Below are 16,334 nucleotides of genomic sequence, written 5' to 3'. Positions count from 1 at the left end.
CGTATTACCATCCATTATTCTGCCGCATTTGCGATTTCAACCCCCGCACATTATACGAGAAAGAAAGCATAAAATATTGGGCCAGCGTTTGAACCCGTTCGGTCTGAACGATATTCTGATAAGCTTGCTGCGTAATGCCCTGATTTTTGTTGAAAACGTCGTAAGCTGTCAACCGAACCTCTGCTTTATTGTCTTTTAGGAAAAGCTTATAAACCGACAAATTTAAAATCGGTAGTTGTTGATTGAATCCAAATTTACGGTTTTGATAAACCTGGTAATTCATCCGCCCGTTGACGAAAATATTGGCGGGTAATTTGATGTTCATGTTACCGCCATAATTATAATTATAAATCGTCAGGTTCTGAGAACTGTTCACTGAGTACTTGGTATCCGTAATCCCAAAGTTAAAAGTTGGATAGAACGTGAAGATTTCGCTAGGAGTCAAATCCAGGCTGACATAAGCATTATAATTGTTGCTGTTGGTCCGGTTTCGTACACCGTTTATGAACGTTGGAAATTGATTAAGACTGGCGTAAGTATACATATTCATAACCGCTTTCGTCTTCTTGATCGGGAAGCTGAACGAAAGACTACCGCCTTTACTATCTCCCCCACTGATATTTTCCGGTCGTGTCGTGGTCACAAACAGCTCATTAACCGTTTGGTTATAAACGATTTGGTTGATGTTGTAACTATAATTCAGGTTAAAAAATACATTGACAAACGTACCCGGGTCAAAGATACCAAAACCGCCCCGGACCTGGTGCGACAACGACGGTAAAAGGTTGGGGTTCCCTTCCCGAATGAAGCGCGGGTTGCTATTGTCAATAACCGGCTGTAAATCACTGGTCTGCGGCTGGCTGACGTTCACGTTGTAATTGAAATTAAACCGCTTGTTTTTCAGGTTGTAATACACCGAAGCATTCGGAACTACCGTGAAATAATTTCGATTGACGGTAGTGAATGTTGACGCCATCTGATCCGGAGCAAACCGTCCGGCCTGGTTGAACCACATGGCTGCCAACCCGCCCGACACGTTAAAGCCCTTATCGGAATAGCGAATCAGCGAACCAATTCGGTTATACGTAAAATCGTTGGTGTAATACCGGCTTAGGTTATTATTTCGAACCGACCCCTGATCAGTCAGATCGTAAACGTCGCGGTCTACCTTGTCATTGCGCAGGCTAAAATTGTAAAATGTTTCCCAAAAAGTGGTTTTGGACAACGGCTCCACGTAATCCAGGCTGGATTTGATTTCGTTGCGCACACTCTTGGTGAAATGATCCTGATTCACCCGAAAAACCGTAGGTGCCCCAATGGCGGTGGTGTCATCAAAATAGGTACTGACCGAACGCAGGTTGGTGATTCCGTCGCTGTTGTTCAGGTTGTAGGCCAGGCTGGCCGCAAAATTCCGGCCTTTTTTCCGGAACGTGTGCCGGTAGATAGCCGTGGTCGCCAACTGAAAACCGTTAAATTCATCCCGGTTTCGGAGGTTGGTGCTGGACGTAGTATCCCGATCCAATGCCTCCGAAAAATACTGGTCGCTCCGCAGGTTATTATTTCCGTTGTTGGCGCGAATGTTCCCGATTACGACAATTGTGTTCAGGGAATCTATTTTTTGCTCAAACCGAGCACTTCCCCGGTGGTTACGCGAAAAGCTATTTTGCGATTTATTTTCTTGTGTTAAAAAAGAGGTGTTCGGCAAAAAAGTTTCTTTGTCCAAATCCGAGTCCAGCGTCAGGCCGGTCTGGTTATAGAAGTAATTGGAGCTAAGTTTGGTCTTTGGGGTATCGTGGTTGTAGTTTGCTCCACCGGCATAATTGCGGGAAAACCCCCGGTTGCTGCTGTAGCCCGAAATCGGAACGCCCATGTTATCATCTCCCCCAAAAACGATGAAATTAGCGCCACCAAAACCAAAATCGCCCTGGTCCTGCCAGTTGAACGACTGACTTCCCCGAAAATCCTGGTAATCATCCCACGACAAGCCGGTTTGGTTGATATTGTTCCCAAGACCAATCACCGACATCTGCTCTTTCGTGTTAAAGCGGTTGTAATTACCCCGGAGTTGAAACCGCTCTTTGGTACCAGCGCCCGCCGTCACTTTGCCAAAACCGCCCTTCCGGTGGCTTTCTTTCAGTTCCAGGTTGACGGCTTTTTCCCGTTTGCCGTCGTCGATACCCGTTGTTTTGGCGGCTTCCGTTTTGTCATTGAATACTTGAACTTTCGAGATGGCTTCAGCCGGAAGGTTTTTAGTCGCCTGTTTGGGGTCAGAGCCAAAAAAACTTTTGCCATCCACCGTCACTTTGGTAACGGTTTCACCCTGCGCCTTGATATTCCCCTCCTGGTCGACCTGCATGCCGGGCAATTTTCGAAGCAATTCTTCCACCGTTGACCCGGGCGGCACTTTAAACGAAGCGGCATTGTATTCCACGGTATCGCCCCGGATGCTCAGCGGAGCGCGGGCCGTTTTGATAACCACTTCGAGCAGTTCTTTCTGAATCGGTTTGATTTCCAGCGCACCCAGATCAACTACCTCACCGTTGTCCGGATTTACTTCTTTCTGCAAGGGCAAAAAACCGACGTACGATACTTTCAGGATGTAAGGGGCACGCTTAACGTTGCGAAATTCAAAAACGCCCTTGTCATTGGTTCTCCCGTAATTGACCAGCGCCGAATCTTTGGGGGTTAATAACATGACGGTCGCACCGGGAAGAACGGCCTTTGCCGTGTCAACAATCGAACCTCGGATGGTAATGCGGGCCGACTGTTGCGCAAAAGCTGTCTGACAACATACCGCCACTAACAGCAGCAGGAGAATTTTTTTCATAGGGATAGGAAGCTATAGTTAGCGCCAGCAAATTGTAAAGATTTTACGTTCATTGCTGAAAGTTAACAAATTTTAATAGTTACAACTATACAAATAGTTGAAAAAATATTTTTGTAGTTGAAATAGGCATCGGAGAACCAAATCAATGCCTCAGAAAAGCAAGCTAAAGAAGGGATTGCACCACAAAATGTTGCACGGGAGCTTTAATAATAGCTAGATGGATAAGCAATAGAGCAAATTAAGGCAATAAGTTATCCACCCGGATTAACTGATACCTTTTTTGCTGTAAATAGTGCAGCAGCTCCTCAAGATGCATGTATAGTTTATCCGTTCGGGCGGGATGTGTACCAATATGCATCAACAGAATAAAACCGTTTAAACCGCTGGGTTGGCGTTGTTCGTGGGTATAAATAGAGGTAAGGATTGTGCGACTGCTGCGGTAATTCTTCAGATCAGGCGTCGTATAATCGGCATGACTGAGGGTGCCGGGTGTAAAATTTATCAATTGCAATCCCTCTTCTTGTGTCCATCGAGCAATGGTATCATTATACCACTCGTAAGGAGGCAAAAAATACCGCGCTTGTGTGTTAGCAATTCCGTATGCCTGCATTTCCGCGTAATTCCGAGCCAGGTCGGTACGAAATTGCGTCTGATTAATGAACAGACTGTCCCGTTTTATCCAATCACAATACAGCAAATGATTGTTGGAATGCGGACCTAAATAATGGCCATCTTTTCGGAGGTTACGAATCAGCGGCTGAAAAACCGGGTTGCGGTAAAACCGCCCGGTCAGGAAGAACGAAGCCGGAACGCGGTACTTTTTTAATGTTTGTCGAATCGCTTCTCCCCCGTCGGCGTATTCATCTCCGGTAAATACAATGGCCAACCGTCGGCGCATGGTATCGCCCCGAACTATGGCACCGCGCACGAATGAATAGCGGCCGGTTGTGTCTCCGGGCAAATATTTTTGATCATTTTGTGCCGCTCGTGCAACGTCTTCTACCCGACTTGCATCTTTCACACAATTATCGCTCTTCAAAACGATAAACCAGGACAGAAACAACCACCAAACGATCAGCATAGCGGGGCATCACTACTTTCCAAAAACATCGTATTATGAATTTGATGAACTCTTGGGCAACCCGGACCCCTATGGCCACTCCCTTGAACCATTATACTGTTGAAATGGAACATACCGGTTTGTCCGGCTGGATTAGCTACCGAGAATCCATGCTCACCTTACGGTTTTCCTACGAACGGATGCTGACTTCCATTTACGTGTTTGTACCGGGCGATGAACAATGGCCAGCCTATTGCCGCAGTTCGGGTGCTAAAATCGCTACCCCGCGCCGGGCCGAAATTATGCAGCGCATTGCCACCGAGCTGCGGAACCAGCAGGCACCGTCGATGGTGCAAATTAATGATTTTGGAATTGAAGTGATGTTTTGAGCCAAAATCGCATCCGGTTTTCAGATGGCGTTATTTACCAAGCAGTTATTCATTTACACGGTTTAAAGCCGCTTCGAGAACGTCACTAAACCACTATTGCAAACGAGGCTACCAGTCAAATCTGAATTTTAAACCTGACAGATCTGCGAGACCTGCCAGGTCCTTAGTTTATCAACGACGCTCCGCCAGCTGGATTCCGAGTCGGTCGCACCAACCGAGAAAAGTAAGATAGGTGTCGTCCAGCACATTCATCTGTTCCATCGGAATGGATTTCGCCTTCGAGCGGCACACAAGTTCGATAGGCAGCCCCCGTTTTTTTAGAAAGTATTTGGAACTGAGCGGATAAAACTTTGAAATGATGGGCTCGGTACGGGTAATTTCGGCCTGTATCCACTGCACATCGGCGACTTTCTTCGGGTCGCTGGCATGCTGGCATAGCCAGCTGTGAATTTCAGGATAAAAATTACCAGAGATTGGCGACATACCGGTGGCTCCTTTCTGCAACGATTCGGCGGCTGTAGCGGTGTGAGCGTTGTAGAATTCCAGCTGCGTACCACGCGCAATCGCCAGCTTGGTTTCGATGTTTTTAATGTCTTCCGACGTATCCTTGTGATAAATCATCCGTTTATCGGCCACGAGCGATTTGAAAACATCCGGCGACAGAAGCCGCTTGTACGGCGACGGGCATTCGTAAGTACCTACTTTGATGGTACCCGTCATCGACAGAAACTGCTCAAAATTTTTCTTCAAAACCGCATCGCTTTCGTCGGCGCGGGCAAAATGGCTCGAGATCAGAATGACACCATTGGCGCCGGTATCCGCAATTTTCTGGGCAAACTCCGTTTTGTTTGCCATTGTCTCTCCGAACGAGCCCGTTGATACCACCGATGCTTTATTACCCACACACTTGACCACGTGGCGGGTTAGGTCAATCCGTTCCTGATCATTCAAAAAGTACATTTCACTACTAAGGCAATTGGCAAAAAAGCCTTTTGCACCAGCACGCTGGTAGAATTCGACGAGCTGAGTAACGGCATCGTAATCAATTTTTCCACTTGAATTAAACGGCGTGACCATAACCGGAACAATTTTTTTCCCGGTCGGGCGGAAGGCTTCGGGAGCTTGAGGCCCTGACCGCGTAAGGTCACTCCCAGCATGAGCTTTCTGGGGTTGAATAGCTTCGGTACCTGCTATAAAGCCCAGCGTTGCCAGTGCCATGCGCTCCAAGGAGGTGCGTCGCGAAATCGGTTGATTCGGTTTCATTTAAAAGAAGGGATTAGGAAGGGTAAACTTATACTAACAATTACTCAGGATTGTACAATTCATACGTTTCTGAAAGCGACTATTTTTCTACAAACCGCTAAACGGTTGCCCTAGCTGGTACTTTCCCAAAAGCCGCTAGCCAGGCAAGTCCTCAAAAACCGCCCGCTAGCCGACAGTACATTACCTTTTTGTAATTTATTTTCTATTAGTAGAAATATTCATAGTACGTTATAGCCCTTTTGGCGTATGTGAAGAGTAGCGCGCTGACGCACACGGTTCGTCAGCCGCTAACCAAGATTATTCCAACCCTTATCTAAGACATGAAAGAGAAAACTTTACCCGAAGGGGGAAGCCGCTCCACTATTTGGTGCAAGTGGTGTTCCCTACTGGCTACTATTGCCGTTCTATCGGCACCCGCCCAATCAGCAGTGGCGTTGAATCCGGCACCACCGGAACGCAAATCAGAAAAACCAAGCACCCGATTGTCGGGAAACGTTGAGGTCATCAAAGGAAAAGTAACCGATGAGAAAGGGGAAGGGCTGCCCGGCGTGAGCATTCTCATCAAAGGCACCCAACAGGGAACAACCTCCGACGCAGCCGGTAACTTTTCCCTCAATGTCCCCGCTCCTAGTTCGGTACTCGTCTTTTCCTTTGTGGGCTACACCGCCCAGGAAGTACAGGCCGGAAACAACACTACCCTGACCGTCCGGCTGCTGGCCGAAAGCAAGGCCCTCGACGAAGTGGTCGTCACCGCCCTGGGTATTCGCCGGGAGACCAAGTCGCTGGGTTACTCCGTTACGAAGATCGACGGGGACAACTTCACCAAAACCCGCGAAACCAACTTTGCCAACTCCCTGAACGGAAAAGTAGCCGGGGTCAACATCAGTCCGGCCGCCACCGGACCCGCCGGTTCCAGCCGGGTGACGATCCGGGGAAATACCTCTATTTCCGGTAACAACCAGCCGTTGTACATCATCAACGGCCTGCCGATGGACAACACACAGTTTGGCGGCCCCAAAAGTGACAACCCGGATTATGGCGACAATATTTCCAGCATCAACCCCGATGACATTGAGGATATTACCGTCCTGAAAGGAGCGACAGCGGCCGCCTTGTACGGCTCACGGGCCAAGAACGGGGCCATCGTCATCACCACCAAATCCGGTAAGGGCAACAAAGGGCTGGGTGTCGAATTCAACACCAACAACACCTTCGAAGTCCCTTTTTTCCTCTGGGAGTTACAAAAAGAATACGGACAGGGATACGGCGGGGTCAAACCGGCCAGCCAACAAGACGCAGCTAACCACGGCCAAAACCACTGGGGCTCCCGCTACGACGGTTCGGAAACCATTCAGCTCGACGGCGTCAAACGACCGTATTCGTACGTCAAAGACCAGGTCCTGGAGGACTTTTATGGCGTGGGTCATACCAACACCAACAGCCTTTCCTTCTCGGGCGGGGGCGACAAAGGGAGCTTCCGGCTGGGCATCACGGACATGCGCAACAAGGGCATCATTCCCAACGCCACCATGCGCCGAAATAACATCAGCCTGGGCCTCAACCAGAACATTACCAGCAAACTGAGTCTGGCCGCCAATGTGGATTACGTCAGCGAGCGCGTTGACAACCGCTACGTCTTTACGGGCAACTCGGGCAACAGCGCCGGCACCATCCTGTACGTCAACAGCAACATGCCCACCAGCGCGCTATCGCCGGGCTACGATGCCAACTTCAAGGAGAAAGTGCTGGGTACGGACTTAAACGCTACCAACCCCTACTACACCCTCAACCGGATCAAAAACCGTACGGACAAAGACCGCTTTATCACCACCTTGAACCTGCGGTACAATATCTTCGACTGGCTGTTTATTCAGGGTAAAGTCGGGCAGGATTATTATAGCTTCATGGCCAACAAGATTGTTCCGGAGGGAACCGGTTACCGGCCCGCGGGCCAGATTGATCAGGCCCAGCAGAATTTCTGGGAACGAAATTTTGAAGGGATGATCGGGTTGAACAAGAGCCTGAATCAGGATTTTGACTTGGCGGTCAACTTGGGCGGAAACCTCATGTCGCAGCACCGCTACACCACTACCATTGTCGGCTCCGGTTTCGTGGTTCCCCAATTGCACGTGATCAACAACACGGCCAACCGGAATACCACCACCATGACCTTTGATAAAAAGATTAATTCGGTCTTTGCCACTGCCGAACTCAGCTACCGAAACTACCTCTACCTGAACCTGACGGGACGAAACGACTGGTTCTCCACGCTGAATCCAAAATCCAACAACTTCTTTTACCCTTCAGCCGGGGTGAGCTTTGTGTTCTCCCAGGCGATGAACCTGCCCCGAGCCATCAGCTTCGGCAAGCTCCGGGTGGCCTACGCAGCCGTGGGGGGCGACACCGACCCGTACCTGCTCAACCTGACGTACGGTTTGCTGCCTTACAATTACGGCGGCCGCTCGCTGGGCACCATCAACCAGTTTACCGTGCCCAACAGCAGCCTCAGACCGCTTAGCGTCAATGAATTTGAAGCCGGGCTGGACCTGCGGTTATTCAACAACCGCCTGGGCTTCGACATTGCTGCCTACAACAAGCTGACCACCAACGACATCGCCGTCGAGAGCATTTCATCTACCTCGGGCTATTCGGGCGTCTCGGTCAACGTGGGCGAAATCCGCAACCGGGGTATCGAATTCCTGGCGACCATTAAACCGGTGGTCAGTTCCAACTTCACCTGGGATGTGTCGGTCAACGTGGCCTACAACAAAAGCAAGGTTCTCAAAATCTCCAACACCTCCAAGGAGCTGGTGCTGGCCACTTCCACGAAGGCCTTCATCAAACACGTGGAAGGGGAAGAATACTCCCAGATTGTGGGCCGCACGATCAAACGCAATGAGCAGGGGCAGGATATCATCGACGCCACCGGCCTGCCCATCGTCCCGACCAACGTGATTGCCTTCGGCTCCGGAATTCACAAATACACCACGGGGCTCATCAACAGCTTCTCCTACAAAGGGCTGACCCTATCGGCCCAGGTAGACGGCAAGTTCGGTGGCAAGCTGTACTCCGAAACCAACTACAGCCTCGATCACCGCGGCATGTCGCCGAGCTCGCTGCTGGGCCGGGCATCGGGGGCCGTGCTTCCCGGCGTGACCGAAAGTGGCGAAGTCAACCAGGTGCTCGTGTCGGCCGACCGGGTCAACAACCGCGCCATCGTCGTCCGGCGCCGGGATGCGCTCGACGATTACATCTACGACGCCAGCTTCATCAAGCTGCGGTACGTGTCGTTGACCTACAGTCTGCCCCGGGCCGTCTTCGAAAAACTGGGCTTTGTGAAAGGCGCCAGTGTCTCGCTGGTGGGCCGTAACCTGGCGATTCTGCTGAAACACACACCCGGCCTGGACCCGGAAACGAATATCTCGGCAGGCAACGACCAGGGCATCGAATCCACGGCGCTCCCCCCCACCCGCAGCTACGGTTTCAACGTGAATCTGAAATTCTAATCCGGCCACTGCTTAACTCGAATGAAGATGAAAAAGATCGTTTCCCTATTCTTTACCAGCAGCGTATTCCTTCTCTCGGCCTGCGACAGCGGGTTTGAAGAACTCAATAAAGACCCTAACGCGGTGACTGCCGATCGGTTCAACCCGGCGTATCTGTTTACCACCGGCCAGTACAACACCGCCAAGGGTGATGAGTCCAACAGCCTCAATTATGCCGAGCCGTTTGTACAGCGCATGGCTTCGCTTAGCAACGTGGGTATCTTTGATTTTCAGGGCGATAAATACGTTTACCACAAAGGCAATAATGAAAATTTGTGGAAAGCCACGTATAATCCTAATGCAGGTTCCTCCAAGCTCATCGAGGATGTGATCACCCTGGCCAAAGACAACCCGCAGTACCATAACCTGTATCACATGGCCCGCATCTGGAAGACGGTGATTTACCACCGGCTCACCGATATGTACGGGGATGTGCCGTATTCGGAAGCCAATCAGGGCTATTACAAACAGCTTTACAAGCCTAAGTATGATGCGCAAAAGGACATCTACGCCCACATGCTGGCGGAGCTGGAAGACGCCACCGCCAAGCTGGATGCCAGTCAGGCGTCGGTCGGAACGGCCGATATCATCTACGGTGGTGACATCCCCAAGTGGAAACGGTTTGGGTATTCGATGATGCTGCGGCTGGGGCTGCGGCTGTCGAAAATTGACCCGGCCGCGTCCGAATCCTGGGTAAAAAAAGCGTTTGCCGGTGGCGTATTTACCTCCATTGACGACAACGTGCTGGTGCGGGGTACCGACAAAGCCGGTACGCAGGAAGTACTGACCAACGGCCAAAGCTGGACGTTGAGCGTATCGGGACGAAGCCCAGGTAAAATCGCCAAAACGTTCTTCGACTACATGAAAAGCCACCAGGATCCCCGGCTGAAACATACTGTGGCGGTGTATACCGACCCGACCAACGTGGCCACCAAAAACACCGACCCGGCCGTGCAGAAAGGCATGCCTAACGGCCTGGACCGGATCACGCTGCCCAGCAGCCCGAGCTACAACCCGAACGCACCGGGTCAGGAACACCAGTTTTCGGGTGTCAACCGGGACGTGTTTGCCAAACTCGACGGGCCGCGCATGTTGCTCACCTACGCCGAAGTACAGCTGATGCTGGCCGAAGCAGCCGTGCGGGGCTGGGTAGCTGGCGATGCCGCTCAGTTTTACCGCAACGGGGTTACCGGTGCCATGAAGATGCTCCAGCAGTATGACGCGTCGGCCACCATCACCGACGCCGAGATTGCGGCCTATTTAACGACCAATCCGTTTGCGGGGGTAGCTGACCGGGAAAAAGCACTGGAGCAAATTAATTCGGAGTACTGGGTGGCCACGTTCCTGAACGGGTACGAAGCCTACGCCAACGTTCGCCGGTCGGGGTATCCCAAACTGACGCCTATCAATTATCCCGACAACGAAACCGGCGGCACCTACCCTCATCGGTTGCGCTACCCGGACGATGAGCCCGTCTTAAACGCCGATAATTACAATGCGGCCGTGGCCCGGCAGGGAGCGGATAATTTCAAAACCCGTGTGTGGTGGGATAAACCGTAATCAAACACCTAGGGAATAGATCGTTACGACAGGTTTCGCTATTCCAATCAGACAGAAACTTTTCGACTCAAAACGTGTAGTAGTCCGGCTTACTTCCATCTTTGGTAAGTAAGCCGGATTCGTTTTAGACGGGTAGGTAGCCATCCGGTTTTTACTCTGTTCTCCAACAAAGCTCAGGCCGGTACTCCACAGCGAATTGCTTAAATTCTAAAAAAAAGATAAATTATTCCGGTCAGCCGACCTACCAATTAGTATACTAGTCAATGAAAGCAGCTATAGCCACGTATGGATCCCCTTCTTTTAAAAGTTAAAACAACGGATACGGACTCTTTCAGCATTAACAATTTTCACTACAGCGAGAAGTTTCCGGGTTTATGGCATTACCATTCCGAATACGAACTGACACTCATCGTCAAGGGGTACGGAACGCGGTTTGTGGGTGACCATATTGACCGCTATTCGGAAAACGACCTTACGTTTATCGGCAAAAATTTAGCGCACACCTGGAAAACCGACAGCTCTCCCGAAACCACAGCGACTACGCCTTCCGAGGCTCTGGTGATCCACTTCCGGGAAGATTTTCTGGGAAAAACATTCTTTACTACCCCCGAGTTATACGCCGTGGAGCAGTTTCTGCACCTTTCCCGCCGGGGTGTCAAAATCACTGGTCTTACGCAAAAGGCGGTCATTGCGCTTATGTACCAGATGCAATCGCTGAGCGGTGTGGATAAATTAATCGGTTTGCTGCAAATTTTTAACCTGCTCTCTAAATCTGACGAGCTGACGCTTTTATCCAGCGAAGGTTATAGCCAGTACATTAATAACAACGATACCGACCGGTTAAACAAAGTTCATGCGTACATCATGAACAATTTCAAATCGCCCATCCGGCTGACGGATGCGGCTGATATTGCCAACATGAGCCCAACGGCTTTTTCCCGGTATTTCAAGCAGCGAATGCAAAAACCGTTCTCGCAATTTGTCATTGAGCTAAAAGTTGGATATGCCTGCAAGCTTCTCATGCTCAACAAGTTTAGTATCCTACAGATTTGCTACGAATGCGGTTTTCAGAACGTTTCTAATTTCAACAAGCAGTTTAAGCATTATACCGAACTGTCGCCCAAGCAATTTCAACTGAAACACAAATCGCTACATCTTCAGACCTCCCTTTACCAATCGGAAGAAAGTCCGGCTCGCTGATTCGGTCAGTATACTTTGGCCAGAATAATGCACACCAATCCCAGAATGTACGCTGAAAACATGCCAATCAGCAAGCCATTCACCTTCTTTGAGGCCTGATTGACTTCCTTCCAGACCAGGATGCCCCATAAAGCGGCAACCAGCGCGTTTCCCTGGCTAAGTCCAAACGAGATGGCAAAACCGGCTTTTTCGCTGGACAAAATACTGAACAACAACCCAATACCCCAGATTGCCCCCCCGGTGATGCCCAGCAGATGGTTGCCTGACGACCCGCTCCAGTATTGGCGAAAATCAATAGGATTACCCTGGATAGGATGCTTCATCAGTAGTGTATTGAACATTAAGTTACTGATGAATATACCGCCAGAAAAAACAACTACGGAGCCATAGGGGCCTAATAAACCCGGCTCCGGGTTGCTAAAATCGGTTGCCATGGAAGCCGCAACAAAGCGATAAAACACCCCGAACAAGAGGCCAGCTACCACGGCCAGGGCAATTCCTTTCCATTTTACCGGGGAACGGCCGGATAGTTGCCGGGACATCTGCGCCGAAAGCAGCATCGCAATGACAATCAGAAACACCCCCGCGAACAGCAACAGGCCGTTTCCCACTGGTTGTGATACATAATTAAGAATGACGCCCAGCACCAGCCCTGCCCCCGCACCAATGGGAAAAGCGGTGGAAATTCCTGCCAGGGAAATGGCTGCCACAAACAGAATGTTGGCACAGTTGAAGACGGCTCCACCCAGCCCGGCCAGCCAGACACTTTGCCGGTCAGCCTGCAACAGATCAGCCAGGAAGGGCCGACCGGCTGGTCCCAGCGAACCTGCCGTAAAAGCTCCGAAAAGGGCAACGGCTGCGATACCCGTCACAAAATCCCAGTAAAACAGCTCAAAACGCCAGTCTTTGGAAACGAGCTTCTGTGTGTTGGGCCACGATCCCCACGCAATCATGGTGAGGATGCAGAACAAAACCGCCGACGGGTAGGTTTGGATGATATACATAGGGCTGCCTTTTAGAGGTAAATAAGCATCACAAAACCGCTTTAAACTACCCGGTTTTTCAGCGGTTTTCCCTGAATGGTTCGCAGGACTTCTTCGGCGGCCAGTTTTTGAAGAATAGGAATGCTGCTGGTACTATACCAGGCCGTATGGGAGGTTAGGATGGCGTTGGGAGCTTCGCGGAGCGGGTGATCGGCCGGAAGCGGTTCCTGCTCAAATACATCGATGCCAGCCCCACCGATCTGCTTGTTGATCAACGCATCCGCCAGGTCGACCGTATTGATCAAGCCCCCGCGTGAAGTATTGATCAACACCGCCTGAGGCCTCATCTGAACCAGGTTGGTACGATTCATCAGGTGGTAGGTGTTTTTATCCAGGGGCAGGTGCAGCGAGAGAAGGTCCGAATCTGTAATGGCCTCTTCGAGCGAAATTTTCCGAACGCCCTCCGCTTGCATTTCAGCCTCACTGACAAAGGGATCGAACGCGGCCAGCTTGAAGTTAAATGCCCGGGCTCTTTTTAAAACCGCCCGCGCAATTCGCCCAAACCCCAGCGTTGAAAACTGGGCTTCTTTACAGGCCGGAACGTGGCCCGGCGGAATGATCTTCCAGATTCCATCCCGAATCTGTTTATCCGTTGCCATCACTTGACGATTGAGCGTCAGGGCCAGCGCAAGGGTGTGGTCGGCAACTTCATCGATACAGTAGTCCGGCACGTTACAAACCGGAATCTGTTTTTCCCGGGCCTGCGCCAGGTCTATATTGTCAACCCCGATACCGTAGCGCACGATAACCTGGCAGTTTTCGAGGTTCTGAATGACGGTTTTTGTAATGGGAGCCCATTGAACCAGTAACGCGAAGGCGTCCTTTGTCGCCTGCACCAGTTCTTCCTCCGTTTTGCATTGGGCGTCGATGATCTCGTATCCTGCCTGTTCCAAAACCGTTCTTTCTGGCGTAATGGACGAGAAACCGTGGTCGGTGATTACAATTTTTTTAGTACTGCTAGTCATCAGAATAAAAGGTCAAAGGGTTAATTTCAGGGCGTAAAGACAATCACCGATTTAACGTGTTCGTCTTTTGCCATCATCATATCATGGAAAGCGGCTACGCCGTTCTCAATCGAATAATAGTGAACCCAGGAAGTAACATCCACCCGCCCGGAAGCAATTAACGCCAACGCTTCTCCCATTTCCTGCTGGGTGGCTGCGTAGGTGCCCAGCACCTTTTTTTCCGACAGGATGATGTCGTACGTGAAGAAAGGCCGGGCGTTTTCGTGGAGCCCGATCAGGACAACGGTACCACCCGGCCGAACGGCCTTCAGAGCCTGCTGGCTGGTGTAATTATTACCGACGGCATCAACCACCAGATCAATACCTTCCTGGTCGGTAAGCCGTAGAACCTCCGCCACCAGATCCACCTCTGCCGGGTTGATTGTGGCCGTAGCACCCAATCGTTGGGCAATCGCCAGCCGTTCATTTCGTAGATCCGCGCTGTAAACGTCGACGCCCAGCAGAGCCCGAAACGCCTGTTGGGTAACCAGCCCGATCGGGCCAGCGCCGATCACCAGCACTTTTTTAGGTGCCATATCCCGGATAAGGTTGACGATATGAATCCCGTTGGCCAGTGGTTCGGCCATGCAGGCGGCTTGCGGAGTCAATCCGGCGGGCATGGCAATCAGACAGTGGGCTGGCACATTCACGTATTCAGCAAAAGCCCCGCCCCGGTGCATGCCAAACACCTGACGGTTTTTGCACAGGTTCGTCAACCCCCTCCGGCAGGCGTCACAGGTGCCACACGAAACCACGCTGTTGCTAACGACCCAATCGCCCAGCGCATAGCCGGTGACCTGTGATCCGATGCCTTCAATCACTCCGCAAAACTCATGGCCCATAATCAACGGCGGCACCCGGCGCGGGCTTTGGGCTTTAAACGTTTCCAGCTCACTTCCACAGATTCCGCAGGCCAGTACCTTCAGCAACACCTCATTTTCAGAAAAATCAGGCACAGGTCTTTCCGTTACCGTGAGTTGGTTAAACTCCGGGTAAAACAATGCTTTCATAGACAAATGGTTATCTTTTAGAATTGAGCTACAGCCCGGATCGGCGAGCCATCACGGCCCTGTAGATTTAGTGGAAATCCCATGAATACGAATTCGGCCGGAACTTCGTCCAGGTTTGTCAGGCTTTCGACAATGACAATTTCTTTCCCCAACAGAATATGATGCACTTCGTACCAGTCGCGGCTGGGCGTTGGCGTGTCCATGCCCAGCATCCGGATATTCCGGCTGGCGAGATAGGTGCTGGCTTCCTGGGTGAGCGACGGAAAATCGTCAAAAAAATAAGGCTTGCCAAAGTGTTTGTACCAGCCGGTATTGTAGATGATCTTAGCCTCCGGCACCAGCAGATGCTCATAGGGTAAAAAATCGGCAACGGTAATTTCCTCGCGGGCCTCTTTAGGAATGGACAAAACATGCGCCTTGCCATAAAACCATTCCAGCGGCATCTGATCCAGCGTTTTACCATCGTCCAGAAAGTGATACATCGCGTCCAGGTGGGTGCCCTGATGCGACCCCATCACGATCTGCGTAATGTTGTATTTCAGCGTCGTTGTGTTGCCGTGTGGAATGATGCTAAGTTTTGGGTCAGACGGAAAGGTCTGCTGACCGTGAACGAGCGGATGAGAAAGGTCCAGGAGTTGCATATTGAATTTATTTAGCTAAATAACCGCCGTCCACGACTAAATCGCTGCCGGTCATAAAAGAAGAATCGTCACTGGCCAGAAAGGCCGCTGCCGCAGCCACTTCTTCCGGTTTTCCCTGTCGGTTTAGCAAGTGCATGGCCGAGGCCCGTCGGTCTTCTTCCGCCAGGTCCAGCCCTAGTTTTTCGCAGGAGTTAATAAAAGCACGGGTGTAGATGTAGCCGGGACAAAGCGTGTTCACCCGGATTCCGAAAGGAGCCAGGTCCTGTGCCCAGCACTTAGTTAGGCCCCGGATAGCAAATTTGGTAGCGTTGTACGTAGCAAAGTTCGACTGGCCGACAAAACCGCTCACGGAGGAGAAATTGATGATACTCCCTCCGCCATTTTTTTTCAGTTGAGGAACCAGGTATTTGGCCATCAGCGAGGTACCGCCAATATTCACGGCATTGATCTGCTGCCAGTCTTCCGCCGTTGCATCCACGCCTTTGAAGATGAACTGCGCGGCCGTATTGATCAGCACGTGAGCCGGACCCACTTCGTTCTCAATGGCCGCACAAACCCGGTCCACAGCCGCTTCATCGCTGATATCCACCTGCCAGAAATACGCACCAAGGGCCGCTGCCCGCTGGCCTGAATCGGGCTGGAAGTCCAGCAAAACCACGGTGCAGCCTTCCTCGGCCATGCGAACGGCGGTCGCGTACCCCAGATCGCCCAGCCCACCCGTAATGACTACGGTTTTGTTCGTTAACCCTCTCATTGTTTCGTCACTTTTCGTTTACGGCCTGCCAGCCATTC

At 51.2% G+C, this 16,334-nt stretch carries 12 protein-coding genes; 4 read left to right on the top strand and 8 right to left on the bottom strand.

What is annotated here, in order from left to right:
* Window positions 1-4: 4 nt before the first annotated feature.
* The gene (locus ACYVH9_RS00720; protein ID WP_460634368.1) at window positions 5-2,827 is read right to left on the bottom strand and encodes an outer membrane beta-barrel protein; all 2,823 of its coding nucleotides are present in this window, start codon (window positions 2,825-2,827) and stop codon (window positions 5-7) included.
* Window positions 2,828-3,065: 238 nt separating this feature from the next.
* The gene (locus ACYVH9_RS00715) at window positions 3,066-3,755 is read right to left on the bottom strand and encodes a polysaccharide deacetylase family protein (protein WP_460634367.1); all 690 of its coding nucleotides are present in this window, start codon (window positions 3,753-3,755) and stop codon (window positions 3,066-3,068) included.
* Between the two features lie 224 nt (window positions 3,756-3,979).
* Here ACYVH9_RS00715 and ACYVH9_RS00710 point away from each other — a divergent pair, with 224 nt between their 5' ends.
* Complete coding sequence (locus ACYVH9_RS00710) at window positions 3,980-4,276, top strand: hypothetical protein (protein WP_460634366.1); 297 nt, start codon at window positions 3,980-3,982, stop codon at window positions 4,274-4,276.
* 171 nt (window positions 4,277-4,447) lie between these two features.
* Here ACYVH9_RS00710 and ACYVH9_RS00705 read toward each other — a convergent pair whose 3' ends face one another.
* Complete coding sequence (locus tag ACYVH9_RS00705; protein WP_460634365.1) at window positions 4,448-5,539, bottom strand: dihydrodipicolinate synthase family protein; 1,092 nt, start codon at window positions 5,537-5,539, stop codon at window positions 4,448-4,450.
* Between the two features lie 320 nt (window positions 5,540-5,859).
* On the opposite strand from ACYVH9_RS00705, the gene ACYVH9_RS00700 reads away from it, so the two are divergent.
* From ACYVH9_RS00700 to ACYVH9_RS00690, 3 genes are all read left to right on the top strand, one after another.
* Entirely contained in the window at window positions 5,860-9,045 is a 3,186-nt protein-coding gene (locus tag ACYVH9_RS00700; protein ID WP_460634364.1) for a SusC/RagA family TonB-linked outer membrane protein, read from the top strand.
* A 27-nt stretch (window positions 9,046-9,072) separates the two neighbouring features.
* Window positions 9,073-10,644, top strand: coding sequence for a SusD/RagB family nutrient-binding outer membrane lipoprotein (locus ACYVH9_RS00695; protein ID WP_460634363.1), 1,572 nt, complete (start codon window positions 9,073-9,075; stop codon window positions 10,642-10,644).
* 285 nt (window positions 10,645-10,929) lie between these two features.
* Entirely contained in the window at window positions 10,930-11,844 is a 915-nt protein-coding gene (locus tag ACYVH9_RS00690) for an AraC family transcriptional regulator (protein WP_460634362.1), read from the top strand.
* 5 nt (window positions 11,845-11,849) lie between these two features.
* On the opposite strand, the gene ACYVH9_RS00685 is transcribed toward ACYVH9_RS00690, so the two are convergent.
* From ACYVH9_RS00685 to ACYVH9_RS00665, 5 genes are read right to left on the bottom strand one after another with little or no spacing between them, the layout of a single operon-like run.
* The gene (locus ACYVH9_RS00685) at window positions 11,850-12,848 is read right to left on the bottom strand and encodes a GRP family sugar transporter (RefSeq protein ID WP_460634361.1); all 999 of its coding nucleotides are present in this window, start codon (window positions 12,846-12,848) and stop codon (window positions 11,850-11,852) included.
* 41 nt (window positions 12,849-12,889) lie between these two features.
* Complete coding sequence (locus tag ACYVH9_RS00680; protein WP_460634360.1) at window positions 12,890-13,852, bottom strand: C-terminal binding protein; 963 nt, start codon at window positions 13,850-13,852, stop codon at window positions 12,890-12,892.
* A 26-nt stretch (window positions 13,853-13,878) separates the two neighbouring features.
* Window positions 13,879-14,901, bottom strand: a complete 1,023-nt coding sequence (locus ACYVH9_RS00675; protein ID WP_460634359.1) for a zinc-dependent alcohol dehydrogenase — start codon at window positions 14,899-14,901, stop codon at window positions 13,879-13,881.
* 17 nt (window positions 14,902-14,918) lie between these two features.
* Window positions 14,919-15,542, bottom strand: coding sequence for a cyclase family protein (locus ACYVH9_RS00670; protein WP_460634358.1), 624 nt, complete (start codon window positions 15,540-15,542; stop codon window positions 14,919-14,921).
* A 7-nt stretch (window positions 15,543-15,549) separates the two neighbouring features.
* Window positions 15,550-16,296 carry an SDR family NAD(P)-dependent oxidoreductase gene (locus ACYVH9_RS00665; protein WP_460634357.1) on the bottom strand — a complete coding sequence of 249 codons (747 nt, stop codon included), beginning with the start codon at window positions 16,294-16,296 and terminating at the stop codon, window positions 15,550-15,552.
* Window positions 16,297-16,334 lie beyond the last annotated feature (38 nt).

It is taken from the genome of Larkinella harenae (genome assembly GCF_054780515.1).
The sequence above is the reverse complement of the archived record's forward strand: the minus strand, read 5'-3'. Positions and strand labels throughout refer to the sequence as shown.

Excerpts from the sequence above, each read along its gene's own strand:
- ACYVH9_RS00685 (WP_460634361.1), bottom strand. The coding sequence starts at position 12,848 with ATGTATATCATCCAAACCTACCCGTCGGCGGTTTTGTTCTGCATCCTC.
- ACYVH9_RS00690 (WP_460634362.1), top strand. The coding sequence starts at position 10,930 with ATGGATCCCCTTCTTTTAAAAGTTAAAACAACGGATACGGACTCTTTC.
- ACYVH9_RS00720 (WP_460634368.1), bottom strand. The coding sequence starts at position 2,827 with ATGAAAAAAATTCTCCTGCTGCTGTTAGTGGCGGTATGTTGTCAGACA.
- ACYVH9_RS00705 (WP_460634365.1), bottom strand. The coding sequence starts at position 5,539 with ATGAAACCGAATCAACCGATTTCGCGACGCACCTCCTTGGAGCGCATG.
- ACYVH9_RS00665 (WP_460634357.1), bottom strand. The coding sequence starts at position 16,296 with ATGAGAGGGTTAACGAACAAAACCGTAGTCATTACGGGTGGGCTGGGC.
- ACYVH9_RS00710 (WP_460634366.1), top strand. The coding sequence starts at position 3,980 with ATGGCCACTCCCTTGAACCATTATACTGTTGAAATGGAACATACCGGT.
- ACYVH9_RS00695 (WP_460634363.1), top strand. The coding sequence starts at position 9,073 with ATGAAAAAGATCGTTTCCCTATTCTTTACCAGCAGCGTATTCCTTCTC.
- ACYVH9_RS00675 (WP_460634359.1), bottom strand. The coding sequence starts at position 14,901 with ATGAAAGCATTGTTTTACCCGGAGTTTAACCAACTCACGGTAACGGAA.
- ACYVH9_RS00670 (WP_460634358.1), bottom strand. The coding sequence starts at position 15,542 with ATGCAACTCCTGGACCTTTCTCATCCGCTCGTTCACGGTCAGCAGACC.
- ACYVH9_RS00700 (WP_460634364.1), top strand. The coding sequence starts at position 5,860 with ATGAAAGAGAAAACTTTACCCGAAGGGGGAAGCCGCTCCACTATTTGG.
- ACYVH9_RS00680 (WP_460634360.1), bottom strand. The coding sequence starts at position 13,852 with ATGACTAGCAGTACTAAAAAAATTGTAATCACCGACCACGGTTTCTCG.